This window comes from Nocardioides sp. (genome assembly GCF_041600255.1).
Classification (GTDB): Bacteria; Actinomycetota; Actinomycetes; order Propionibacteriales; family Nocardioidaceae; genus Nocardioides.
Genome location: NZ_JBFIKK010000026.1, coordinates 1 through 23,554 on the forward strand (window position 1 = coordinate 1; position 23,554 = coordinate 23,554).

19 protein-coding genes are annotated in these 23,554 nt (G+C 69.7%); 2 read left to right on the plus strand and 17 right to left on the minus strand.

All coding sequences use genetic code 11. From position 1 onward, the window contains the following. Nucleotides 1–587 (minus strand): proteasome accessory factor PafA2 family protein (locus ABZE72_RS05110; RefSeq protein WP_372727940.1); only part of this gene is annotated, 587 nt, incomplete at its 3' end. Between the two features lie 132 nt (nt 588–719). Between ABZE72_RS05110 and ABZE72_RS05115 the strand changes: the two genes are divergently transcribed. Then, on the plus strand, nt 720–1,346 hold the full coding sequence (locus ABZE72_RS05115; protein ID WP_372727941.1) for a class I SAM-dependent methyltransferase: 627 nt from the start codon (nt 720–722) through the stop codon (nt 1,344–1,346). A 21-nt stretch (nt 1,347–1,367) separates the two neighbouring features. Here ABZE72_RS05115 and arc read toward each other — a convergent pair whose 3' ends face one another. From arc to ABZE72_RS05160, 9 genes are all read right to left on the minus strand, one after another. Next, the gene (arc, locus tag ABZE72_RS05120; protein WP_372727942.1) at nt 1,368–3,122 is read right to left on the minus strand and encodes a proteasome ATPase; all 1,755 of its coding nucleotides are present in this window, start codon (nt 3,120–3,122) and stop codon (nt 1,368–1,370) included. Nucleotides 3,123–3,207: 85 nt separating this feature from the next. After that, nucleotides 3,208–4,206, minus strand: coding sequence for a Kelch repeat-containing protein (locus ABZE72_RS05125; RefSeq protein WP_372727943.1), 999 nt, complete (start codon nt 4,204–4,206; stop codon nt 3,208–3,210). Next, complete coding sequence (locus ABZE72_RS05130; protein ID WP_372727944.1) at nt 4,203–5,252, minus strand: ABC transporter ATP-binding protein; 1,050 nt, start codon at nt 5,250–5,252, stop codon at nt 4,203–4,205. The genes ABZE72_RS05125 and ABZE72_RS05130 overlap by 4 nt, the downstream gene beginning before the upstream one ends. Continuing rightward, nucleotides 5,249–6,301, minus strand: a complete 1,053-nt coding sequence (locus ABZE72_RS05135; RefSeq protein ID WP_372727945.1) for an ABC transporter ATP-binding protein — start codon at nt 6,299–6,301, stop codon at nt 5,249–5,251. Before ABZE72_RS05135 ends, ABZE72_RS05130 begins: the two co-directional genes overlap by 4 nt. A 10-nt stretch (nt 6,302–6,311) precedes the next feature. Continuing rightward, nucleotides 6,312–7,232 carry an ABC transporter permease gene (locus tag ABZE72_RS05140; protein WP_372727946.1) on the minus strand — a complete coding sequence of 307 codons (921 nt, stop codon included), beginning with the start codon at nt 7,230–7,232 and terminating at the stop codon, nt 6,312–6,314. Further along, entirely contained in the window at nt 7,225–8,229 is a 1,005-nt protein-coding gene (locus tag ABZE72_RS05145; RefSeq protein WP_372727947.1) for an ABC transporter permease, read from the minus strand. Before ABZE72_RS05145 ends, ABZE72_RS05140 begins: the two co-directional genes overlap by 8 nt. A gap of 97 nt (nt 8,230–8,326) precedes the next feature. Continuing rightward, nucleotides 8,327–9,790 carry an ABC transporter substrate-binding protein gene (locus ABZE72_RS05150; RefSeq protein ID WP_372727948.1) on the minus strand — a complete coding sequence of 488 codons (1,464 nt, stop codon included), beginning with the start codon at nt 9,788–9,790 and terminating at the stop codon, nt 8,327–8,329. Between the two features lie 258 nt (nt 9,791–10,048). Next, on the minus strand, nt 10,049–11,026 hold the full coding sequence (locus tag ABZE72_RS05155; RefSeq protein WP_372727949.1) for a tRNA (adenine-N1)-methyltransferase: 978 nt from the start codon (nt 11,024–11,026) through the stop codon (nt 10,049–10,051). Between the two features lie 10 nt (nt 11,027–11,036). After that, entirely contained in the window at nt 11,037–12,176 is a 1,140-nt protein-coding gene (locus tag ABZE72_RS05160) for a M50 family metallopeptidase (RefSeq protein WP_372727950.1), read from the minus strand. 64 nt (nt 12,177–12,240) lie between these two features. Here ABZE72_RS05160 and ABZE72_RS05165 point away from each other — a divergent pair, with 64 nt between their 5' ends. After that, nucleotides 12,241–13,146 (plus strand): RecB family exonuclease, encoded by a 906-nt coding sequence (locus ABZE72_RS05165; RefSeq protein ID WP_372727951.1) that lies wholly within the window; start codon nt 12,241–12,243, stop codon nt 13,144–13,146. Nucleotides 13,147–13,149: 3 nt separating this feature from the next. Here ABZE72_RS05165 and ABZE72_RS05170 read toward each other — a convergent pair whose 3' ends face one another. The 7 genes from ABZE72_RS05170 to metH all read right to left on the minus strand — a co-directional run bounded on the left by ABZE72_RS05170 (nt 13,150) and on the right by metH (nt 23,407). Continuing rightward, a complete protein-coding gene (locus tag ABZE72_RS05170) occupies nt 13,150–14,184 on the minus strand; it encodes an ABC transporter ATP-binding protein (RefSeq protein ID WP_372727952.1) in 1,035 nt (344 codons plus the stop codon). Beyond that, nucleotides 14,181–15,212, minus strand: coding sequence for an ABC transporter ATP-binding protein (locus ABZE72_RS05175; protein ID WP_372727953.1), 1,032 nt, complete (start codon nt 15,210–15,212; stop codon nt 14,181–14,183). The genes ABZE72_RS05170 and ABZE72_RS05175 overlap by 4 nt, the downstream gene beginning before the upstream one ends. Continuing rightward, a complete protein-coding gene (locus ABZE72_RS05180; protein WP_372727954.1) occupies nt 15,209–16,156 on the minus strand; it encodes an ABC transporter permease in 948 nt (315 codons plus the stop codon). The genes ABZE72_RS05175 and ABZE72_RS05180 overlap by 4 nt, the downstream gene beginning before the upstream one ends. Continuing rightward, the gene (locus tag ABZE72_RS05185) at nt 16,153–17,145 is read right to left on the minus strand and encodes an ABC transporter permease (RefSeq protein ID WP_372727955.1); all 993 of its coding nucleotides are present in this window, start codon (nt 17,143–17,145) and stop codon (nt 16,153–16,155) included. The genes ABZE72_RS05180 and ABZE72_RS05185 overlap by 4 nt, the downstream gene beginning before the upstream one ends. Nucleotides 17,146–17,199: 54 nt before the next feature. Continuing rightward, nucleotides 17,200–18,843, minus strand: a complete 1,644-nt coding sequence (locus tag ABZE72_RS05190; protein ID WP_372727956.1) for an ABC transporter substrate-binding protein — start codon at nt 18,841–18,843, stop codon at nt 17,200–17,202. 205 nt (nt 18,844–19,048) lie between these two features. Beyond that, nucleotides 19,049–19,726: an HAD family hydrolase gene (locus ABZE72_RS05195; RefSeq protein WP_372727957.1), complete on the minus strand. Its 678-nt coding sequence runs from the start codon at nt 19,724–19,726 to the stop codon at nt 19,049–19,051. 3 nt (nt 19,727–19,729) lie between these two features. After that, a complete protein-coding gene (gene metH, locus ABZE72_RS05200; RefSeq protein WP_372727966.1) occupies nt 19,730–23,407 on the minus strand; it encodes a methionine synthase in 3,678 nt (1,225 codons plus the stop codon). Between the last annotated feature and the right edge of the window lie 147 nt (nt 23,408–23,554).

Consider the following 23,554-nt stretch of genomic DNA (forward strand, 5'->3'; position numbering starts at 1 on the left):
CCGTCCTGGCCCATCCCCACCCTGCCGGCGCCGCAGACCACCTGGCGGCTGACGAAGAACGGCGTCAGGTGACGCACGATGTCCACGAACGGCGTGGAGCGGCGCATCAGGTAGTTCTCGTGGGCTCCGTAGGACGAGCCCTTGTTGTCGGTGTTGTTCTTGTAGAGCACGATCGGTCCCCCGCCGGGCAGCTGGCTGGCGCGCCGAGCCGCATCCAGCATCACCTGCTCGCCGGCCTTCTCCCACAGCACCGCGTCCAGGGGCGAGGTGACCTCGGGGGTGGCGTACTCGGGGTGGGCATGGTCGACGTAGAGCCGGGCCCCGTTGGTGAGGATGACGTTCGCGAGGCCGAGGTCCTCGTCGGTGAGCTGGCTGGCGTCGGCCACCTGCCGGGACATGTCGAAGCCGCGGGCGTCGCGCAGCGGCGACTCCTCCTCGAAGTCCCAGCGCGCCCGGCGGGCCTTGGCGGTGGCCGAGGCGTAGGCGTTGACCACCTGAGAGGAGGCGACCATCGGGTTGGCCAGGGGCTGGCCCTGGACCGAGATGCCGTACTCGATCTCGGTCCCCATCACCCGTCGTACCGTCATGTGGCGAGCCTACGCGGAGCAGCACGCCGCGACGTGTCAGGCGAGCCGTGGTGCCCCCTGGGTGGTCATCGCTGGGTGGTGGTCGATGCGTGGTGCTCGAGCGATGGTGTTGGATCGGGGCGGAGGTGGACGATGGGCGTCTGGACCGAACGGGTGGTGCCGCGGCTGACCGACCGGGCCCTGTCCTCGGCGGAGATCGGGGAGCTGCGAGACAGCGCCTGCTCCGGGCTGGCGGGCAGGGTGCTGGAGATCGGCTTCGGGAGCGGTCTGAACCTGCCGCACCTCCCTGCCGAGGTGGAGGCGCTGAGCGCCGTCGAGCCGGCGGACGCCGGCTGGGCGCTCTCGGCGCAGCGACGGGCCGGGTCCTCGGTGCCGGTGGAGCGGACCGGGCTGGACGGTCAACGGCTGGCGGCCGACGACGCGTCGTACGACGCCGTGCTGTCGACGTTCACGCTCTGCACCATCCCGGACGTGAGCGCCGCTCTCGCGGAGGTACGCAGGGTGCTGCGACCCGGCGGGTCCTTCCACTTCCTGGAGCACGGGCTGGCCCCGGACGAGGGCGTGGTGGCGTGGCAGCGGCGACTCGAGCCCCTGCAGCGGCGGGTCTTCGCCGGCTGTCACCTGACCCGGGACGTGCCGAACCTGGTCGAGGCGGCTGGGCTCGAGGTCACCGCGCTCGAGCAGCGCTACCTGCCCGGCCCACGGCCACTGCGGCCGTGGTCCTACGGCTCCCTCGGGCGCGCCGTGCGACCGGCCTGACCTGTCCCGACCAGCGCGCCCTCAGAGGTACTGGCCGGTGTTGGTGACCGTGTCGATCGATCGACCCGGCTCGGTCCCCTGCTTGCCCGTGATCAGGGTGCGGATGAAGACGATCCGCTCGCCCTTCTTGCCGGAGATGCGGGCCCAGTCGTCGGGGTTCGTGGTGTTCGGGAGGTCCTCGTTCTCCTTGAACTCGTCGACGCACGCCTGGAGCAGGTGCGCGACCCGCAGGCCCCGCTGGTCGTGGTCGAGCAGGTCCTTGATCGCCATCTTCTTGGCTCGGTCGACGATGTTCTGGATCATCGCTCCCGAGTTGAAGTCCTTGAAGTACAGGACCTCCTTGTCGCCGTTGGCGTAGGTGACCTCGAGGAACCGGTTCTCCTCGGTCTCGGTGTACATCCGCTCCACCGTCGCGCGGATCATCCCGGCGACGCAGGCCTCGCGATCCCCGCCGAACTCGGCGAGGTCGTCCGCGTGCAGCGGCAGGTCGGTGAGCAGGTACTTGGAGAAGATGTCGCGCGCCGACTCCGCGTCGGGCCGCTCGATCTTGATCTTCACGTCGAGCCGACCCGGGCGCAGGATGGCCGGGTCGATCATGTCCTCACGGTTCGAGGCACCGATGACGAGCACGTTCTCCAGCAACTCGACGCCGTCGATCTCGCTGAGCAGCTGCGGGACGATCGTGTTCTCCACGTCCGAGGAGACCCCGGAGCCACGGGTCCGGAAGAGGGAGTCCATCTCGTCGAAGAAGACGATGACGGGGGTGCCCTCGCTGGCCTTCTCCCTGGCACGCTGGAAGACCAGGCGGATGTGCCGCTCGGTCTCCCCGACGTACTTGTTGAGCAGCTCGGGGCCCTTGATGTTGAGGAAGTAGGACTTGCCCTCCTGGCCGGTCTTCGCCGCGACCTTCTTGGCCAGCGAGTTCGCCACGGCCTTGGCGATGAGGGTCTTGCCGCAGCCGGGAGGACCGTAGAGCAGGACGCCCTTCGGGGGCTTGAGCTGGTGCTCCTTGAAGAGCTCGGGGTGCAGGTAGGGCAGCTCCACGGCGTCGCGGATCTGCTCGATCTGGTTGATCAGGCCGCCGATGGCGGAGTAGTCGATGTCCGGCACCTCTTCGAGGACCAGCTCCTCGACCTCGGACTTCGGGACCCGCTCGTAGGCGTAGGCGGCGCGACCGTCGAGCAGCAGCGAGTCGCCGGCGCGCAGCGTCTGACCGGCCAGCGGAGCGGCCAGGCGTACGACGCGCTCCTCGTCGGCGTTCGCGATCACCAGCGCGCGGTCGCCGTCCTCGAGCAGCTCCTTGAACATCACGACCTCGCCGACCTTCTCGAAGGCCAGCGCGGCGACGACGTTCAGGGCCTCGTTGAGCATGACCTCCTGACCCTGCTGGAGGGCGTCGAGGTCGACCGACGGGCTGACGTTCACCCGGAGCTTGCGTCCGCCGGTGAAGACGTCGATCGAGTCGTCCTCGTTGCGGGCCAGGAAGGTGCCGAAGCCGGCCGGCGGCTGGGCGAGCCGGTCGACCTCCTCCTTGAGCTTCATGATCTGGTCGCGGGCCTCGCGCAACGTCTGGGCGAGGCGCTCGTTCTGTGACGTCGCACCCGCCAGGGAGCGCTGGGCGTCGGCGAGCCTGAGCTCGAGACTGCGCGAGTGGGAGGGCGCCTCGTTCAACCGGCGCCGGAGGTCCGAGACCTCGGCCTCCAGAAACCGCACCTGGCTCGCGAGCTCGTCGGGGCTCTTGCCGCTCGTGCTGGGAACGCCTTCTGATGTGGACATCAGCGTCACCTCCTGTGCTGGCGACCCTACCCGCGCGATCCAGCGATCGGGGAGGTTCTGCGGCTGTGTCGGGAGGATTGCCGGCTCAGGCAGCTCGAGCGGGGTCGAGCACGTCGACCGTGTCGACGTCCTGCAGCGGCGACTCGGTGCAGCCCCCGATGCCGTAGATCAGGCCGCCGACGCCGACCAGACTCAGGCCGTGTCGGGACTCGGTCATCGGCGCGGCCCGGCGCCACTCCCGCCCGCCCACGGTGAGCACGGCCGTGAACTCGTGGTGGGCGACCCAGAGCTGATCGCCGAGCGCCGTCGCTCCTGCGCGCGACACCTCCTCGGGCAGGGCGGGGCCGCGCCGCCAACGGTCCGTCTCGGGGTCGTAGACCTGGACGAGCCGGGTGGGGGCCGAGTCCAGCCAGCCGCCGAGGACGTAGATCTCGCCCTGCACCGCCACGGCGTCGTGCGATCCGCGAGCCCGTGGCATGGCGGAGGCACGACTCCAGGTGGAGGTGGCCGGGTCGTAGACGTCGGTGCGGGCCACCGCCCGGACTCCGCTCAGGCCGCCGAACACGTAGATCCTGCCTTCGTGGAGCGTCACGGAATGGGCGTACCGGGCATGGGGCAGCCGAGGCAACCGGGTCCAGGTGCCCGTGCGGGTGTCGAGCACGGCCGCGAAGTGGCTCGGCCGGCTGCGCTCGTCGAGCCCCCCGAAGGCGAAGATCCGTGGACCGACGGCCACCGCCTCGAACGCTGCCAACGGCTCGGGGACCCGGGTGCGCACGGTGCGCCAGCGATCCCGGGCCGGGTCGTAGACCTCGATCGAGTCCAGCCGGTTCCCCCGGTCGCCGGTCATGCCGCCCAGCACCCACACCTGGTCGTCGACGACGACCGAGGCGAAGTCGTCGCGCGCCGTCGCCCGACCGGCGACCTGGCGCCACTGGCGGTCGGTGTCCGTCGGAGCCGTCGCAGGGGCGTCTCCCGGCTCCTCGGCCCGCGGCGCGCCGGCACTCGAGCAGCCGGCCAGGAGGGTCGCGACCAGGAGCAGGATGCTGGCGACGACCGGGACGGCGCTCCGGGCCCGACCGCTCACCGAGCCGACCCCTCCCCGGGCCGGGGTGCAGCGTGCACGACGTCGCGCTCGGCAGCGAAGTGGCAGGCGGACGGGTGCGGCGACCCGTCCCGGACGACCAGCGCCGGCTCCTCCTCGGCACAGATGTCCTGCGCCTGCCAGCAGCGGGTGCGGAACCGGCAGCCGGACGGTGGGTTGGCCGGGCTGGGCACGTCGCCCTCGAGCACGATGTGGTCGCGCCGTCCGCGCAGGCGAGGGTCCGGCACCGGGACGGCCGAGAGCAGGGCCTGGGTGTAGGGGTGCGTCGGCCGGTTGTAGATCTGGTCCTGGTCGCCGATCTCCACCGCCTTGCCGAGGTACATCACCATCACCCGGTCCGAGATGTGCCGGACCACGGACAGGTCGTGGGCGATGAAGAGGTACGAGAGCCCGAGCTCGTCCTGGAGCCGCTCGAACAGGTTGACCACCTGGGCCTGGACGGAGACGTCCAGGGCGGAGACCGGCTCGTCGCAGACCAGGATCTTCGGCCGCAACGCCAGGGCCCGGGCGATCCCGATCCGCTGGCGCTGGCCGCCGGAGAACTGGTGCGGGTAGCGGTTGATGTGGTCAGGGTTGAGCCCCACCACGTCGAGGAGCTCCTGGACCGCGGCTCGCCGGTCCTGACGCCCGAGCACCTCGGTGTGCACGTCGTACGGCTCGCCGACGATGTCGCCGACGGTCATCCTCGGATCCAGGGAGGAGTAGGGGTCCTGGAGGACGATCTGGATGTTGCGGCGCATCCGGCGCATCTGGCTCGGCTTGAGGCCGGCCATCTCCTCGCCCAGGAGGTTGATCGAGCCGCCGGTGGGCCGCTCGAGCCCCATCAGCAGACGGCCCAGCGTCGACTTGCCGCACCCGGACTCCCCCACCACGCCGAGCGTCTCGCCACGACGGAGCTGGAACGAGACGCCGTCGACGGCCCGGACGTGTCCCACGGTCCGGCGGAAGACGATGCCTCGGGTGAGCGGGAAGTGCTTGGTCACGTCTCGTACGTCGAGGACCACCTCGTCGTCGCTCGGGTCGCTCATGACTCGAGCACCTCCTCCCAGAAGTGGCAGGCACTGCGGCGCCCGCCGGGCAGCTCGTAGAGCGGTGGCTCGTCGTGGGTGCACCGGTCCCGGGCGAACGTGCACCGCGGATGGAAGGAGCAGCCCGGCGGAGGGTTGACCAGGACGGGCGGCAGGCCGGTGATCGCGGTCAGGCTCTGCCCCTTCTGGTCGATGCGCGGGATCGACTCGAGCAACGCCTTGGTGTACGGGTGCGCGGGGCGCTCGTAGATGTCGTACACGTCGGCACGCTCGACCGCGTGCCCGGCGTACATCACGCAGATCTCGTCCGCCACGTCGGCGACCACGCCCATGTCGTGGGTGATCAGGATGAGTCCGAGCTGCAGCTCGCGCTGGAGGGTGGCCAGCAGGTCCATCACCTGGGCCTGCACCGTCACGTCCAAGGCGGTGGTGGGCTCGTCGGCGATGATGATGTCCGGCTCCAGCGCCAGCGCCATCGCGATCATCACGCGCTGGCGCATCCCGCCGGAGAACTGGTGCGGGAAGTCCCCGGCCCGTTCCTTCGCTGCCGGGATGCCGACCATCTCCAGCATCTCCACCGCCCGGCGTCTGGCGTCGGCGCGACTCATCTGGCGATGCTGCCGGAACAGCTCGGCCAGCTGCCACCCCACCGTGAAGACCGGGTTCAGCGACGACAGCGCGTCCTGGAAGATGATCGCGATCCGGTCCGCCCGGACCCGCCGGCGCACCTTCTCGTCGAGCTTGAGCAGGTCGACGCCGCGGTAGCGCACCTCTCCCCCGGTGATCCGCGCGGGCGGCGTGTCCAGGATGCCCATGATCGCCTGCGCCGTGACCGACTTGCCGCACCCGGACTCCCCCAGGATGCCCAGGGTCTGGCCGGCCTCGAGGGTGAAGCTGACCTTGTTGACGGCGTGGGCCACCCCGTCCCTGGTCCGGAACTCGACCTCGAGGTCCTCGACCTCGAGCAGCGGGGCCGACTCGTCGAAGGCCAGGCGGGCCAACGGGTTGCGGGGATCGGTCCCCACGGTGTCGCTGTGGACGTTGCTCATCAGGGGCTCCTCAGCGATGACGGGGGTCGAGAGCATCACGGAGGGCGTCGCCCAGCAGGATGAAGCTGAGCACCGTGACGACGATGAACGAGGCGGGGATCACCAACAGGTGCCAGAACCCGGCGAGGGCGAGGTTCTGCCCCTCGGCGACGAGCAGACCCCAGGAGACGGTCGGACGTTGGTAGCCCACCCCCAGATAGGTCAGCGTGGCCTCGGCGCCGATGAACGAGCCCAGACCGATCGTGGCGAGCACGACCACCGGCGCGATGCTGTTGGAGATGATGTGGCGCCGGATGATGAAGAAGTGCCCGGCCCCGACCGCCCGGGCCGCATCGACGTAGTCGGCCTGCTTGGTGGCGATCACGCTGCCGCGCATCACCCGGGTCAGCGAGGTCCAGCCGAACAGGGTGAGCACCAGGGTGATCGTCCAGATGTTCCGGTCCGGGAAGATCGCCAGGAAGACCAGGGCTCCCAGGATGAACGGCAGGCCGAAGAAGTCGTCGGTGATCCGGCTGATCACGGTGTCGGTGAACCCGCCGAAGTAGCCGGCGAGCGTCCCCAGCGTCACGCCGAGCAGCACCGTGCCGATGGTGACCAGGATGGCCACGATCACCGACTTGCCGGTGCCGTAGACGACCGAGGCCCACATGTCGCACCCCGAGGCGGTGTAGCCGAACCAGTGCTCGGCGCTCGGCTTCTCCCGGGCGTTGAGCAGGTCGCAGGCCCCTCGTGCGGTCGGCGGTGTCGAGGCCCACAGCTGGGGGACGAAGGCCATCGTCAGGATCACCAGCACCATCACCGAAGAGATCCAGAACAGGGGGCTGCGCACCAGCTGGTAGCGGACGTCGCCCCACAGGCTGCGGTTCTGGTCGGCGTTGGGAGCAGGGGTCTCGGCGTCGGCGGCGGCGGGAGGCGGCGAGGCGTCACTCATAGCGGATCCTCGGGTCGAGGGCGGCGTAGAAGATGTCCACGAGCAGGTTGGCGACCAGGAAGACGATCGTCAGCAGGGTGACGACGCCGACGATCACCGGGGTGTCGTTGGCCCGGATGGCGAGGAAGACCAGCTGGCCGACCCCGGGGATGTTGAAGATCCCCTCGGTGACCAGCGCGCCTCCGAGCAGCAGACCGATGTCGATCCCGATGTAGGTCACCACCGGGATCAGCGAGTTGCGCAGCGTGTGCACCCCCACCACCCGCCGGGTGGTCAGCCCCTTGGCCCGAGCCGTGCGCACATAGTCGGAGCGGAGGTTCTCGATCAGGCTGGTCCGGGTGAGCCGGGCGATGGCGGCCAACGAGAAGGCGCCGAGCACGAGGCCCGGCAGGGTCAGGCTGAGCCAGGGGTAGTCGGCGTTGTACCCGACGTTCAGCATCTGTCCCAGCCAGTCCGGCGCCCACGAGCTCTCCCGGATCCGCAGTCCCACCTGGAGGCCCAGCAGGAGCTGGGCCAGGGTGCCGAAGACGAAGACCGGGAAGGCGATCAGCAACACCGTCGAGAAGCGGACCAGGTTGTCGGCGAACCGGTCCTTGCGCAGCCCGGCGAGGATCCCGAGCAGAATGCCCACGACCGCCTCGAAGACCAGGGCGATCACGGTGAGCCGCACGGTCACCGGGAATCGCTCGACGAACAGCTCGGTGATCGGCCGGCCCCGGAAGTTCACGCCGAAGTCGAACTGCGCGTACTGGCCGAGGCGATCCACGAAGAGCCCCAGGCACGGGTTCCCGGTCTGCTGGAGACACGGGTCGTCGAGGTTGTAGTCGGCCTGCATCTGCGCGATCACCGAGGCGGGCGGCGCGTTCTCACCGAACAGCGCCCGGACCGGGTCGCCCACGATCTGGATCGTGAGCGTGCTCAGCAGGTGCAGCAGGAACAGGGTGCCCAGGATGACGGGGATGAACTGGAGCACCCGTCGGGCGACGTAGCGGCCCATGGGTGGGGTCCTCTCGGCTCAGCAGGCCCCGGGGGGACGCTCGAGCGAGCGTCCCCCCGGGCTCGATACTGATGACGCGGCTGCCGGAGCAGCCGGATCACTGGTTGACGGTGATCTCTCCGAAGGCGATCTCGCCCTCGCCGACGTCGTACCGGACGTCGCCGACCTCGTCGGACGACGCGACCGCGACCTCACCGCTCCACATCGGGATGATCGGCAGCTCCTGCAGGGCGATGTCGCCGGCCTGCTGGTAGAGCGCGAAGCTCTCCTCCAGGTCGTCGGCACGGTCGGCCTGCACCAGGAGCTCGTCGAACTCCGGGTTCGAGTAGCCGGTGTAGTTGGAGTCACCGTTGGTGCCCACGATCGGGCGCAGGTAGTTCTCCGGGGACGGGTAGTCCAGGCTCCAGCCCAACCGGAACGGACCGGTGAACTCCTGGGCGTCCAGCAGCTCCAGGTACTGCGCCCACTCGGTCGACTTCAACTTGTAGTCGATGCCCAGGTTGGACTGGATCTGTCGAGCGGCCGCCTCGGTCCATCCCTCGTGACCGGAACCGGAGTTGAAGTAGAGCTCGAGCGTGAAGCTCTCCGGGTCGACCCCCGACTCCTCGAGCAGCTCCTTGGCGCGCTCGGGATCGTAGGCGCAGAACTCGCAGGCGTCGTCGCGCGAGCCGGGGATCGGCGGCGTGACGATGTCGGTGGACGGCACCCCGAGACCGTTCTGGACCCGGTCGATGATCAGCGACCGGTCGATCGACATCGAGATCGCCTGACGGAGCTTCTCGTTGTCATAGGGCTTCGTGCCCGTCGGGAAGCCCAGGTAGGTGAGGGAGGCCGTGGGAGCCTCCTGCAGGCGCGGGCCGAGCTCGCCCTTGGCTTCCAGGTAGACCTCGGGCGAGACCGAGAGGACGTCGACACCGCCGTTCTGGAAGTCGCGGTACGCCGCGGTGGGCGTCGTGAACATCTCGAACTCGATGGTGTCGGCGTTTGCCATCTGCTCACCGGCGTAGTCGGCCCACTTCTCGAGGGTGATGCCCTCGTCGTGCCGCCACTCGCCGGACATCTGGTACGGGCCCGTGCCGATCGGGCTCTCGTTGCAGGCCTTGAGGTCGTCCATGCAGGCCTCGGCGATGGGGGCGAAGGCCGGCTGGTAGCTCATCTGCTGGCCGAACTGGCTGAACGGGCCGTCGAGGGTCACGGTGAAGGTGCGGTCGTCGACCTTCTCGAGACCGGACATCTCGCTGCCCTCGCCGGCGCCTTCGATGCGCGCCATGAACCCGGCGGTCGCCTGGGCGTTCTTGGGGTCCTGGGAGTAGTGCCAGGCCCGCAGGAAGGCGTCGGTGTCGACCGGCTCGCCGTTGTGGAACTGGCGACCCTCCTTCAGGGTCACCGTCCACACGGTCTGGGCGTCGTCCGGCTCGATGCTCTCGGCCAGGCCGTCGAACACCAGTTCGCCGGTCTCGAAGTCCGTGGAGACCAACGGGTCGTTGACCAGGTCCAGGATCTTCGAGCACTCCGACTCGTAGCAGTTCTGGGAGGGGGCGAGGTAGGAGGGCTCGTTCACCACGGCGGTGTAGCTGCCTCCCGGCGCGCCCGTGGGATCGACTTCTCCGGATGAGGTGGTGTCACTGCCGCCGCACGCGCTCAATCCGAGCGCGAGGGAGGCCGTGACGGCGAATGCCCGCAGGGGGCGTGACACCGACATGGGTGGCTCCTTCAGGGTTCCCGATAACTCTGACGCCCCCATCTAAGGGAGATCGGCTCTCGGGCACAACACCCCCGCGCCGGTGGAGTCGAGAAATTTCGGCGAACCCCGGCCGCGTCACTCCGCCCGGTCGGTCTCCTCCACGACGGCACCCTCGGCCCGCGGGCCCTGGTAGTCAGGACCGTAGGCGCCCGGTGCCGGCCGACGCTTCTTCAGCGGTGCACGCTGGCCCGGGGCCATCCGCCGGGCCGTCACCAGGAAGGCGGTGTGACCGATCATCTTGTGATCAGGACGGACCGCCAGTCCCTCCACGTGCCAGTTGCGCACCAGCGACTCCCACGACTGCGGCTCGGTGAAGCCACCGTGGATCCGGACGGTCTCCACGAATCGACTCAGCTGGGTGGTGGTCGCGACGTAGGCACACACGATCCCGCCGGGACGCAGCGCGTCCGCGGCGGCGTCGAGGCACTCCCACGGCGCCAGCATGTCCAGGATGATCCGGTCCGCTCGCTCGCCGGACGCGGGCAGCGCCTCGGCCAGGTCGCCCAGCGTCAGCTGCCAGGCCGGGTGCTCCCCGCCGAAGAACTGGTGGACGTTGCGGCGCGCCACGTCGGCGAACTCCTCGCGGCGTTCGTACGACGAGACCCGGCCATGAGGCCCCACGGCACGCAGCAGCGAGCAGGTCAGGGCACCCGAGCCGACGCCGGCCTCGACGACGTGGGCGCCGGGGAAAATGTCGCACATGGAGACGATCTGGGCGGCGTCCTTGGGGTAGACGACTGCGGCACCGCGGGGCATCGAGACCACGAACTCGGCCAGCAGCGGCCGGAAGACGAGGTACTCGCCGCCCGAGGTCGAGGTGATCGTGAAGCCCTCCTCGCGGCCGATCAGGTCGTCGTGGTCCATGCCGCCACGGTTGGTGTGGAAGGTCTTGCCGGCTTCGAGACAGATGTTGTGCCGGCGCCCCTTCTGGTCGATCAGGCGCACCCACTCGCCGACCTTGAGGGGGCCGCGGTGCACCCCGGACCAGGCGGCCTCCGGCACGTCGGGGGCGGTGTCGAGGGGAGCGGCGGTCTCGTCGGGGGTGCTGGACATGCGGGGAACCCTAATGCGGCGAGTCGCGAAATGCCTTGTCGACGTCGGCAGTGGTCAGCACGCCGTGGACGGAGCCGTCCGGCTCCACGAGCAGGTACTCCGCCGCGGGGGTCCGGCTGATCGCCTCGACCAGCGCCTCGCCGCCGATCTCGACCGGGAGCACCAGACCGGCGTCCAGGGCGCGGGCGACCGCGGACACGCTCATCCAGGGACGCCGTTCCTCCGGGGTGGCGAGCAGGGCCGCCTCGTTCACGATGCCGACGGGGCGCCCGCCGACCTCGGTGACGATCGCGCCTGCCTGCTCTTCCCGGGCACGCCGGAGCGCCTCCGCCAGGGGCAGGTCCTCGGGCACCGTGAGCGTGCGACGGGCCAGCCGGCGGGCCACCAGGTGGGGCAGTCGCCGGCGCAGGCGGGCGGAGGTGATCGACGCCGTGGCTCCGCTCCACAGGAAGGTCGCGATGATGAAGGCGATGACGAAGTCGAGCACCTGGGGCGGGGACCCGGTGACGGTCTCCTGGACGAGCGGCCAGGCGAGGGCGACGGCAGCGGTCACCCGACCGCCCCACCCGCCCACGATGGTGCCGCGGTGGACGTCGCCGCTCACCTTCCAGACGGCCGACTTCAGGACTCGTCCGCCGTCCAGCGGCAGCCCCGGGATCAGGTTCAGCACGCCGACCAGCAGGTTCGCCCCGGCCAGGCCCTCGACCGCCATCAGCAGCAGCCCGTCCGGGGTGACGAACCACAGGCCGACGGCACCCGCGCCGACCGCGATCGAGGTCAGCGGACCGACCACCGCGATCCAGAACTCCTGGCGCGGCGTGCGCGCCTCTCCCTGGATCGCCGTCATCCCGCCGAGGAACTGGAGCGTGATCGACGAGACCTGGAAGCCGTAGCGCCGGGCCATGTAGGCGTGCGAGGCCTCGTGGAGGAGGACCGAGAGGTACAGGACGACGGCGAAGGCCAGCCCGGCCACGTACTTGAGCCCACCCAGGCCCGGCGAGACCTGGTCGACCCGTGGCGCCACCACGACCGCGATCAGGGCCGCCACCAGGAACCACGAGGAGGTGACGAGGACGTCGGCGCCGGCAACGGTGCCGACCTTGAAGGTCCCGGGCGGTCTGGACGCAGGGGGGCGTTCGGGGTCCGGCACGACTCCGAGGCTATCGGACCGCTGGGGGCACGGGACTGTCCCCGGGTTCGCCTAGGGTGGCGCCATGAGCGTGCAGCAGGGTTCTCCGGCCGAGCGGGTGTCGACTCCGGTCGACGGCGTCGAGGTCCTCGGCGCGCTCTCCCCGAGCCGTGCGGGCGACTTCATGACCTGCCCGCTGCTCTACCGCTTCCGGACCATCGACCGGCTGCCCGAGCCCCCTTCTCCTGACGCCCTGCGCGGCACCCTGGTGCACAAGGTGCTCGAGGACCTGTTCGACCTGCCCGCCCTTCGTCGAACGCCCGAGGAGGCCCGCGGGCTGCTCGTGCCCACCTGGGACCGGCTGCTCGAGGCCGACCCGGCGCTCGCCGAGATGTTCCTCGACGAGGTGAGCGGCGTCGGCCCGGAGATCGGCAGCTGGCTGACCTCGTGCCGTTCCGTGCTCGACCGCTACTTCACCCTCGAGGACCCCACCCGGCTCGAGCCGGCCGAGCGCGAGCTGTACGTCGAGACCCTGCTCGACTCCAAGCTCCTGCTGCGCGGTTTCGTGGACCGGCTCGACATCGCGCCCGACGGCGCGCTCCGGGTCGTCGACTACAAGACCGGCCGGGCGCCGGGCCCGCTCTTCGAGGCCAAGGCGCTCTTCCAGATGAAGTTCTACGCCCTCGTCATCTGGCGTACCCGGGGACGAGTCCCCGCGATGCTCCAGCTCGTCTACCTCGGCAGTGGCGAGATGCTGCGCTACGTGCCCGACGAGTCCGACCTGCTGGCCACCGAACGGAAGGTGGAGGCGGTCTGGCGGGCCATCCGGCAGGCCGAGGAGAGCGGCGACTGGCGTCCCAACCCCTCGCGTCTGTGCGACTGGTGCGCTCATCAGTCGCTCTGTCCGGCGTACGGCGGGACTCCCCCGCCGCTGCCGACGCCTGAGGCCGCGACCGACCTCGGCGTCGAGGCGGTGCCTCCGGCGGGATGAGGTTCAGGCCTGCGCGGCCGTGACCTCCTCCGGGCTGAGCTCGTGCGGCTGGATCGTGCCGGCCTCGATCTCCTCCGCCCAGTGGCAGGCGACCAGGTGGCCGGGCTCGATCTGGCGCAACTCGGGGCGCTCGGTGTCACACCGGGTCTCCTGCCGGAAAGGGCAGCGGGTGTGGAAGCGGCAGCCGTTCGGTGGGTTGGCCGGGGAAGGCAGGTCGCCCTGGAGCAGGATGCGTTCGCGGGTCGCCTCGATCGTCGGGTCCGGCACGGGCACGGCCGACATCAGGGCCTTGGTGTAGGGGTGCCGCGGCGTGGAGTAGAGGTCGTCGGAGCCCGCCTGCTCCACGATCGCGCCCAGGTACATCACCGCGACCTCGTCGGAGACGTGGCGGACCACGGCGAGGTCGTGGGCGATCACCAGGTAGGTCAGGCCGAGCTTCTCCTGGAGCTCCTCGAGCAGGTTGAGCACCTGGGCCTGGATGGAGACGTCCAGGGCAGAGACCGGCTCGTCGGCGATCACGAAGCGCGGCTCCAACGCGATGGCGCGGGCGATCCCGATCCGCTGGCGCTGCCCGCCGGAGAACTCGTGCGGGTACTTCATCGCAGCTGACGCGGGTAGGCCGACCTGGTCGAGCAGGTCGCGCACCCGGTTGCGGTCGTAGGAGATCCCGTGTGCCCGCAGGGGCTCGGTCAGGATGGTCTCGATGCTCTGGCGAGGGTTGAGGCTGGCCAGCGGGTCCTGGAACACCATCTGCATGTTCTGTCGCATCCGGCGGAGCTTCTCCCCGTGCAGGGCGGCGACGTCGACACCGTCGAAGAGCACCCGCCCCTCGGTGACCGGCGAGAGCCGCAGCAGCGCGCGGCCCAGCGTGGACTTGCCGCATCCGGACTCGCCCACCAGCCCGAGCGTCATCCCCTCGCGGATCTCCAGGTCCACCCCGTCGACGGCCCGGACCTCCCCGACCCGCCGGTTGAGGACGACACCGCCGTGCAGCGGGAAGTGGACCTTGAGGCCCTGGACGGAGACCAAGGAGGTCATCGGGACACCGCCCCTTCGTGGTCGGGAGCGGACAGGGGGTTGAAGCAGCGGAGCTTCCGGTCGGCCTGGACCTCCAGCGCAGGGGTGCGCTCGGTGCAGAGGTCGATCTTGTTGCGGCACCGGGGCGCGAAGGCGCAGCCCTCGGACCAGGCCAACGTCTCGGTCGGCGACCCCGGGATCGGCCGCAGCGGCGTGCCCCGCGGGGAGTCCAGGCGCGGGATGCTCTCCAGCAGCCCGCCGGTATAGGGGTGTCGCGGCTCGGCGAAGAGCCGGTCGCGGTTCGTGGACTCCACGATCCGGCCGGAGTACATGACGTTCACCTCGTCGCACAGGCCGGCGACGACCCCCAGGTCGTGGGTGATCATCAGCAGGGCGGCGTCGGTGCCGGAGACGAGCTCCTTGAGCACCTCGAGGACCTGGGCCTGGATGGTGACGTCGAGAGCAGTGGTGGGTTCGTCGGCGATGAGCAGCCGTGGACCGCAGGCCAGCGCCATCGCGATCAGCACGCGCTGACGCATGCCCCCGGAGAGCTGATGCGGGTACTCGCGCAGCCGGCGGCCCGGGTCCGGGATGCCCACCTTGCGGAGAAGCTCCTCGGCCCGGTCGCGGGCCTCGGCCTTGTCCCTGGCGACATGGCGACGGATCACCTCGGTGACCTGGACGCCGACGGTGACGACCGGGTTCAGCGAGGTCATCGGGTCCTGGAAGATCATCGCGATCTCGCGACCACGCAGCTCCGACATCTCGCGACGACCTGCCGTCAGCAGGTTGCGACCGCCCCAGATCACCTCCCCGGAGGTGCGCACCCCGCGTCGGGGCAGCAGGCCCATGATCGCCAGCGACGTCACCGACTTGCCGCTGCCGGACTCCCCCACCAGGCCGACGTGCTGGCCGGGGCGGATGTCGAACGAGACCTCGTCGACGGCGTGGATCTCCTTCTGCCCGCGGACGCCGAAACGGACCCCCAGGTCGCGCACCGAGAGCAGCGGCTCGGTGGGGGTGCTCACGGGCGGGTGCTGGGCGGTCATCGCCTGGTCCTCGGGTCGAGTGCTTCGCGGAGTGCCTCGCCGAACAGCGTGAAGCCGAGAGCGGTGATCGCGATCGCGACACCGGGCATGATCGCCAGGCGCGGCGCCGCGTCGAAGCGGTCCTGCGCGGCGACGAGCATCCGTCCCCACTCGGCCACCGCCGGGTCGGAGGACCCCAGGCCCAGGTACGACAGGGCCGCCACCTCGATGATCGCCGTCGCCAGGTTCAACGTCGCCTGCACGATCGTGGGCCCGATGCTGTTGGGCAGCACGTGGCCCATCACGATCCGGCGCTTGCGCAGCCCCAGGGCGCTGGCGGCCAGCACGTAGTCGGACTTGCCCTGACTGAGCATCGAGCCGCGCAGCAGGCGGGCGAAGATCGGCACCTGGGCGGTTCCGATCGCGATCATGATCGCGTAGGAGTTCTGTCCCAGCACCGCGGCGATGCTGACCGCCAGCAGCAGGCTGGGGATCGAGAGCATGACGTCGACGAACCGCATCACCGCGGTGTCGACCCAGGCGCCGATGCGTCCGCCGACCGCCCCGAAGCCGCCCGCCAGGGCGCCCAGGGATGCCCCGACGGTCAGACCGATCGCGGTCGAGATGACGCCGTAGATCAGGGACTGGCGGGCGCCGTAGACCATCTGGGTCCACATGTCGGAGCCGAAGCGGTCCAGCCCGAGCCAGTGCTCGTCGGAGGGCCCCGGAACGCTGGAGGGGGTGACCTGCCCCGACCACTGCGCCGAGCCCGGCTGGTACGTCGTGAGCAGCGGAGCGGCCAGGGCCACGACGGTGAAGGCGAGCACGATGACGACCCCGGCGATGGCTGAGGGGTTGCGCCGGATCCGACGGAAGGCCCCGCGCCAGAGGCTGACGCCGTGCACCTCCTCGTCGATGGCTGGGCCGGGTCCGGGGTTGCTGGAGGGAGGCAGGGTGACGGTCACTGGACCCTCACTCTCGGGTCGATCAGTCCGTAGGAGACGTCGACCAGCAGGTTGATCAGGGAGTAGACGATCGCGATGAAGATGATGAACCCCTGGAGGACCGGGTAGTCACGCTGGCTGATGGCCTGGAAGAGGTACTCACCGATCCCGTTGAAGGAGAAGACGGTCTCGGTCAGCACGGCCCCGGAGAAGAGCAGCCCGGCCTGCAGGCCGATCGTCGTCACCACGGGAAGCAGCGCGTTGCGCAGGACGTGCCGCCTGGAGATGACCCGCCGGGAGAGCCCCTTGGACTCGGCGGTGCGCACGAAGTCCTCGTGCAGGACCTCGGCCACGGAGGCGCGGGTGATCCGGACAATGATCGCCAGCGGGATCGTGCCCAGGGCCAGCGCGGGCAGCACCAGGTGGAGCATCGCGTCACCCACGGCATCCCACTCCTGGGTGAGGATGCCGTCCAGCACGTAGAAGTTGGTCGGATGGGTGGCGTCGAGCCGGACATCGGCCCGGCCGACGGTGGGCAACCAGCCCAGCTTGTCCGCGAAGACCAGCTTCAGCAGGATCGCCAGGAAGAAAACCGGGGTGACCACCCCCAGGAGCGAGCCCGACACCACCGCGGTGTCGAGGGCTCGCCCCTGGTTGCGGGCCGCGATGTATCCGAGCGGGACCCCGACCAGGACCGCGAACAGCAGGGCGGCGAGCGCGAGCTCGATGGTGGCGGGGAACCGCTCCGCGAAGCTGTCCACGACCGGTCGGCCGTACTGGATGGAGTTGCCGAAGTCCCCCTGGAGCAGTGCCCTCACGTAGGTGAAGTACTGCTCCAGGAGGGGCTTGTCGAAGCCGTACGCCTCGTTGATCCGCGCCAGCCCCTCGGGGGTGGCCTTCTCGCCCAGCAACGCCCGCGCCGGGTCACCGGGCAGGGCCCGGACCCAGGCGAACAGCAGGATCGAGAGCCCCACGAGAACCGGGACCATCAGCGCGAGTCGTCGCACCACGAAACGCAACATCGGCGGTGAGCTTCCGTTCTGTCGAGAGCTGGAGGGGAACGATCAGTTCAGCGTGATCGTGTTCCAGACCTCGTCCTGGACCGGGCTCTGCTGGTACCCCTCGACGTTCGGGGCGAACGCCAGCGAGGGCACCGGGTGGGCCAGGGGGACACCGGGCAGGAAGTCCATGATCTGCCGGTTGATGTCCTGGTAGAGCGGCTCCTGCTCCTCGACGGTCGGCAGTCCACGGGCCTCCTTCAGCGCCGTGAAGATCTCCGGGTTGTCAAAGCCCCACTCCGAGCTCTGGGCACCGAAGAAGACGCCGAGGAAGTTGTCGGTGTCGTTGTAGTCGCCGGTCCAGCCGAGCAGGTGCAGGCCGTGCTTCGACGTGCCCTGGATCTTCTCCAGGTAGTCCGGGCTCCACTGGTCGGCCGTGGGCTTGATCTTCAGGCCGACCGCCTCGAGCTGGGTGCGGATGACGTTGAACGTGTCCTCCGGCTGCGGCATGTACGGCCGGCTGACGCCGGTCGGGTAATTGAACTCGATCGTCGCCCCCACGGCGCCGGCCTCCTTGAGCAGCTGCTTGGCCTTGGCGGGGTCGTACTCGTAGGTCGTGACGTCGTCGGCGTAGCCGTTGACGACCTCGGGGATGAACTCGATGGCGGTCTTGGTGCCCTCGGGCATCGAGGCGCTGACGATCTCGTCCTTGTTCAGCGCGTGGGCGATCGCCTGACGCACCTTGATGTCGCCGAGCGGCTTGGCCTTCTGGTTCATGCCGAGGTAGAGCACGTTGAAGGCGTCGCGGTTGACGATCTGGAAACCGTCCGCCTCGAGGCCGGCGATGTCGGCGGGACCGACCAGGTCGAAGCCGTCGATCTCGCCGTTGGTCAGCGCATCGGCACGCGCCTTCGGGTCGTCGATGGCGACCACGACGGCCTTGTCGAACTGGGGCTTCTCGCCCCAGTAGTCGTCGTACGCCTTGAGCGTGACCTGCTGGCCGCGCTCCCACGAGTCGAGCTCGAAGGGGCCGGTGCCGGTCGGGCGCGACGTCGCGTACTCCGAGTTGCGGGGGTTGGTGGCGGTGTCGTCCTGGTACTTCTCCAGCGCCGTCGGGCTCTGCATGGACAGGGCCGGCAGCGACATCGCGGAGATGAAGCCTGCGAACGGCTTCGACAGCTTGATCGTCGCGGTCGACTCGTCGTCCGCCGTGCAGGACTCGTAGATCGCCTCGTCGGCGCGGGAACCGGTGGCGAAGCCGCGGAACAGGCTGGCGTAGTAGTACGTCAGGTCGTCGGTCTGGGCCGACTCCGGCATGTTGTACCAGCGGTCGAAGTTGAAGCAGACGGCGTCGGCATTGAACTCGGTGCCGTCGTGGAAGGTGACGTCCTCGCGGAGGTCGAAGGTGTACGACAGGCCGTCGTCACTGACCTGCCAGTCGGTGGCCAGCAGGGGGGCCGGATCGGCCGTACCGGGCTCGGTCCCGACCAGACCCTCGAAGATCTGACGGGCGATCCGGAACGTCTCACCGTCGGAGGCGAAGAAGGGGTCCAGGGTGACCGGCTCGGCGGTTCCGCCGAAGACGAAGGTGCCGCCTCCGTCGCCGGACGCGTTGCTGTCGCGCTCGCTCTCGGCGCATCCGGTCAGCACCAGGGCGGCGGCTGCCAGCCCGATCGCGCCGACGCGCAGGTTCTTGTTCAGGTTTCGCACGTGTCTCCTCGAGAGGTTGTGCCCGGTGGCTCCGAGACAGTTTCTCGGACCCTACTCGTGCCGATGTGACGTGCGCCACGCACCCCGGGCGCATGTCGGACCGGAGGGCGGACGCTCAGCTCGACTCCGGACGCACCGGCCCCTCGCGTGGACGAGGCCAGGGCCGTGCAGGGGGGTGACTTCCCGAGATCGAGACGCCGGGAACCTACCGGGGGCCCGCGTCGGCGGTCAACGCCGGCCAGAGACCGAGGAGGTCGAGGCCGTCCAGCGTCTCCTCGAAGTGTCGCCGCTCCCCCTCGAGCACGGGAACATGGTTCGGCACCACGAGCACCTGACAGCCCGCGGCCACCGCAGATCGGGCCCCGGTGTTGGAGTCCTCGACGGCCAGGCAGGCGGCCGGGTCGACCCGCAGCATCGCCGCTGCCTTCAGGTACGGCTCCGGGTGCGGCTTGCCGTGCGAGACGGCGTCGCCGGTCACGATCGCGCTGAAGGTCTCTGGCGGCAGCGCCGCCAGGATCGGGGCCACGAAACGTCGGTAGGACATCGTGACCAGCGCGCACGGCACCCCGGCGGCGACCAGGGCAGCGAGCTGCTCGGTGGCACCGGGTCGCCACGGGACGGCCCGCTCGACATGGCTGACGACGCCGTCGAGGAGCTCCTCCACGATCTGGGCCGGTTCGACGTCGATGCCCATGTGCTCGCGGATGTAGCGGCCCGACTCGATCAGGTCGTTGCCGACCAGGTTCAGCGCGTGCTCGTTGCTCCACGTGCCGCCGTACCGCTCAGCGATGGCGTACTCGGACTCGATCCAGTAGGGCTCGGTGTCGACGAGCGTGCCGTCCATGTCCCACAGGACGGCCGCCGGCCGGGGTGCTCCGGCCACGCCTCAGTCCTCGGGGTCGTAGCCGAGGTTCGGCGAGAGCCAGCGCTCGGCCTCGGCCAGGGTCCACCCCTTGCGCTCGGCGTACTCCGCGACCTGGTCGCGGCCAAGCCGGCCGACCACGAAGTACTGCGACTGCGGGTGCGAGAAGTACCAGCCGGAGACTGCGGCACCGGGCCACATGGCCATGCTCTCGGTGAGCTCGATCCCGGTCGCGGCTTGGACGTCGAGCAGCTCCCAGAGCGTCAGCTTCTCGGTGTGTTCGGGGCACGCCGGGTAGCCCGGGGCGGGCCGGATCCCGGTGTAGCGCTCGGCGATCAGGTCGGCGTTCTCCAGGGTCTCGTCCTCGGCGTGACCCCAGAACTCGGTCCGCACCCGCTGGTGCAGGCGTTCGGCGAAGGCCTCGGCCAGCCGGTCCGCCAAGGACTCGAGCAGGATGGCGGAGTAGTCGTCGTTCTCGGCCTTCATCGCCATGATCCGGTCGACGGCGCCCAGCCCGGCGGTCACCGCGAACGCGCCGACGTGGTCGGCCAGCCCGGTCTCGCGCGGCGCCACGAAGTCGCCCAGGCTCCGGTTCGGTACGCCGGCGCGGTGCTCGCCCTGCTGGCGCAGGTTGCGCAGGGTGCGCAGCACCTGGGTCCGCGACTGGTCGGTGTAGAGCTCGATGTCGTCGCCGACCGCGTTGGCCGGGAAGAAGCCGAAGACGGCGTTGGCGGTCAGCCACTTCTCGGCGATGATCCGGTCGAGCATCCGTTGCGCGTCGTCGTAGAGCGAACGAGCCGTCTCGGCCGTGGCCGGGTTGTTGAGGATGTCGGGGAACTTGCCCTTCATCTCCCAGGCGTTGAAGAACGGCTGCCAGTCGATGTACTCGCGCAGTTCGGCGATGTCGTAGGCCTCCAGCACGTGCACGCCCGGCTTGCGGGGCGCGGGCGGGAGGTAGCCGTCCCAGTCGATGGGTGTCCGGTTGGCCCGGGCCTGCTCGAGCGTCACCATCGGACGGTCGTGCTTGGTGGCGTGCCGGGCACGCAGCGCGTCGTAGTCGGCCTTCAGGTCCGCGAGCAGAGCCGGACGCTGGGCGTCACTGAGCAGGGCTGCGAGGGTCGGCACCGACCGGGAGGCGTCCTTGACCCAGACCACGGGGCCGTCGTACTTCTGGTCGACCTTGACGGCCGTGTGGGCGCGCGAGGTGGTCGCTCCACCGATCAGCAGGGGGATCGTGAAGCCTCGTCGCTGCATCTCCGTGGCGAGGGTGACCATCTCGTCGAGCGACGGGGTGATCAGACCCGAGAGACCGATCGCGTCGGCGCCGATCTCCTCGGCGGTGTCGAGCACCTTCTGCGCAGGGACCATCACGCCGAGGTCGACGACCTCGTAGTTGTTGCACTGCAGCACGACGCCCACGATGTTCTTGCCGATGTCGTGGACGTCCCCCTTGACCGTGGCCATCACGATCGTGCCGTTGGTCTCCTTGGCGGTGGCGTACTGCGGGTTGTCGACCTTCTCCTGCTCGATGAAGGGGATCAGGTAGGCGACTGCCTTCTTCATCACCCGTGCCGACTTCACCACCTGGGGCAGGAACATCTTGCCGGCGCCGAAGAGGTCGCCGACGACGTTCATGCCGTCCATCAGCGGGCCCTCGATCACCTCGATCGGCCGCCCGCCCCGCTCGGCGATCTCGGCACGGAGCAGCTCGGTGTCCGCCTCCACATGGGCATCGATGCCCTTGACCAGTGCGTGCGTGATCCGCTCCCCCACCGGCAGGCCGCGCCACTCCGCCTCGGTCTCCTCGACCTGGTCGCGTGCGCGGTTGAAGGTCTCGGCGATCTCGAGGAGACGTTCGGCGGCGTCGGGACGGCGGTTGAGGATCACGTCCTCGATCCGGTCCCGGAGCTCGGGCTCGACCTCGTCGTAGACCACGAGCGCTCCGGCGTTCACGATGCCCATGTCGAGCCCCGCGCGGATGGCGTGGAAGAGGAAGACCGCGTGGATGGCCTCGCGGACCGGGTTGTTGCCCCGGAAGGAGAAGCTGACGTTGGAGATGCCCCCGGAGACCAGGGCCCCCGGGAGGTTCTGCTTGATCCAGCGGGTGGCCTCGATGAAGTCCTGGCCGTACGCCGCGTGCTCCTCGATGCCGGTCGCCACCGCGAAGACGTTCGGGTCGAAGATGATGTCGCCGGGAGGGAAGCCGACCTGCTCGGTGAGGATCCGGTAGGCGCGCTCGCAGATCGCCTTGCGGCGCTCGAGATTGTCGGCCTGACCGTCCTCGTCGAAGGCCATCACGACCGCGGCGGCGCCGTACTTGCGGCACAGGGTCGCCTGCTCGATGAACGTCGCCTCGCCCTCCTTCATGGAGATCGAGTTGACGATCGGCTTGCCCTGGACGCACTTCAGCCCGGCCTCGATCACCTCCCACTTCGAGGAGTCGACCATGACGGGCACGCGGCTGATGTCGGGCTCACTGGCCACCAGCTTGAGGAAACGGTCCATCGCGGCGACGCCGTCGATCATCCCCTCGTCCATGTTCACGTCGATGATCTGGGCGCCGTTCTCCACCTGCTGAGCAGCGACCGCCAGGGCGGTGTCGTAGTCGCCGTCCTTGATCAGTGTGCGGAAGCGGGCCGAGCCGGTGATGTTGGTGCGCTCGCCGACGTTGACGAAGAGGCTGTCCGCGGTGATGTTCAACGGCTCCAGCCCGGCCAGGTGCATGCCCGGCTGCGGCTCGACGGGGATGCGGGGTGTGGCGGAGGCGACCGCCCGGCGCATGGCGCTGATGTGCTCGGGGGTGGTGCCGCAGCAGCCACCGACGACGTTGACCAGGCCGGCCGAGGCGAACTCCGCGATCGTGGCCGCCATCTGCTCCGCGGACTCGTCGTACTCGCCGAAGGCGTTGGGCAGCCCCGCGTTCGGGTGGGCGGAGACGAAGGTGTCGGCGAGTCGACTGAGCTCGGCGACGTAGGCGCGCAGCTCGGTGGCGCCGAGGGCGCAGTTCAGGCCGACGGTCAGCGGGCGGACGTGGCGCACGGAGTGCCAGAAGGCCTCGGTGACCTGCCCGGAGAGGGTGCGGCCGGAGGCGTCGGTGATGGTGCCGGAGAGCATCACCGGCCAGCGCCGGCCGCGGTCCTCGAACAGCGTCTCCAGGGCGAAGATGGCGGCCTTGGCGTTGAGGGTGTCGAAGATGGTCTCGATCAGCAGCAGGTCCGCGCCGCCGTCGACCAGTCCTCGTGCCTGCTCGAGATAGGCGCCCACCAGCTCGTCATAGGAGACGTTGCGGGCGCCGGGGTCGTTGACGTCCGGTGAGATCGAGGCGGTCCGGTTGGTGGGGCCGATGGAGCCGGCCACGAAACGCGGCTGCTCGGGAGTGGAGAACTCGTCACACGCCTCCCGTGCGATCCGGGCCCCGGCCAGGTTGATCTCGTAGGCCAGGTCCTCCATGCCGTAGTCGGCCTGGGCGATCGAGGTGGCGGTGAAGGTGTTCGTCTCGAGGAGGTCGGCCCCGGCCTCGAGGTACTGGCGGTGAATGGAGCCGATCATTTCGGGCTGCGTCAGGTTGAGCAGGTCGCTGTTGCCCTTGACGTCACGGTGCCAGTCGGCGAAGCGCTCGCCCCGGAACTCCGCCTCGCCGGGCTGGAAGCCCTGGATCAGGGTGCCCATGGCCCCGTCCAGCACCAGGATCCGCTCCCGCATGATCGCGGCGAGCGTCTCGGTCTGGTCGGGGCGGGGGGAAGCCGATGTCGGCTCGGGCACGGTGTCTCCTGTTCCGTGGCGGAAGACCACTCGCCCAGCGTAGGCAGGCGGTCCAGTTGCTGGACTGCGTTCCCGCATCGTGACACC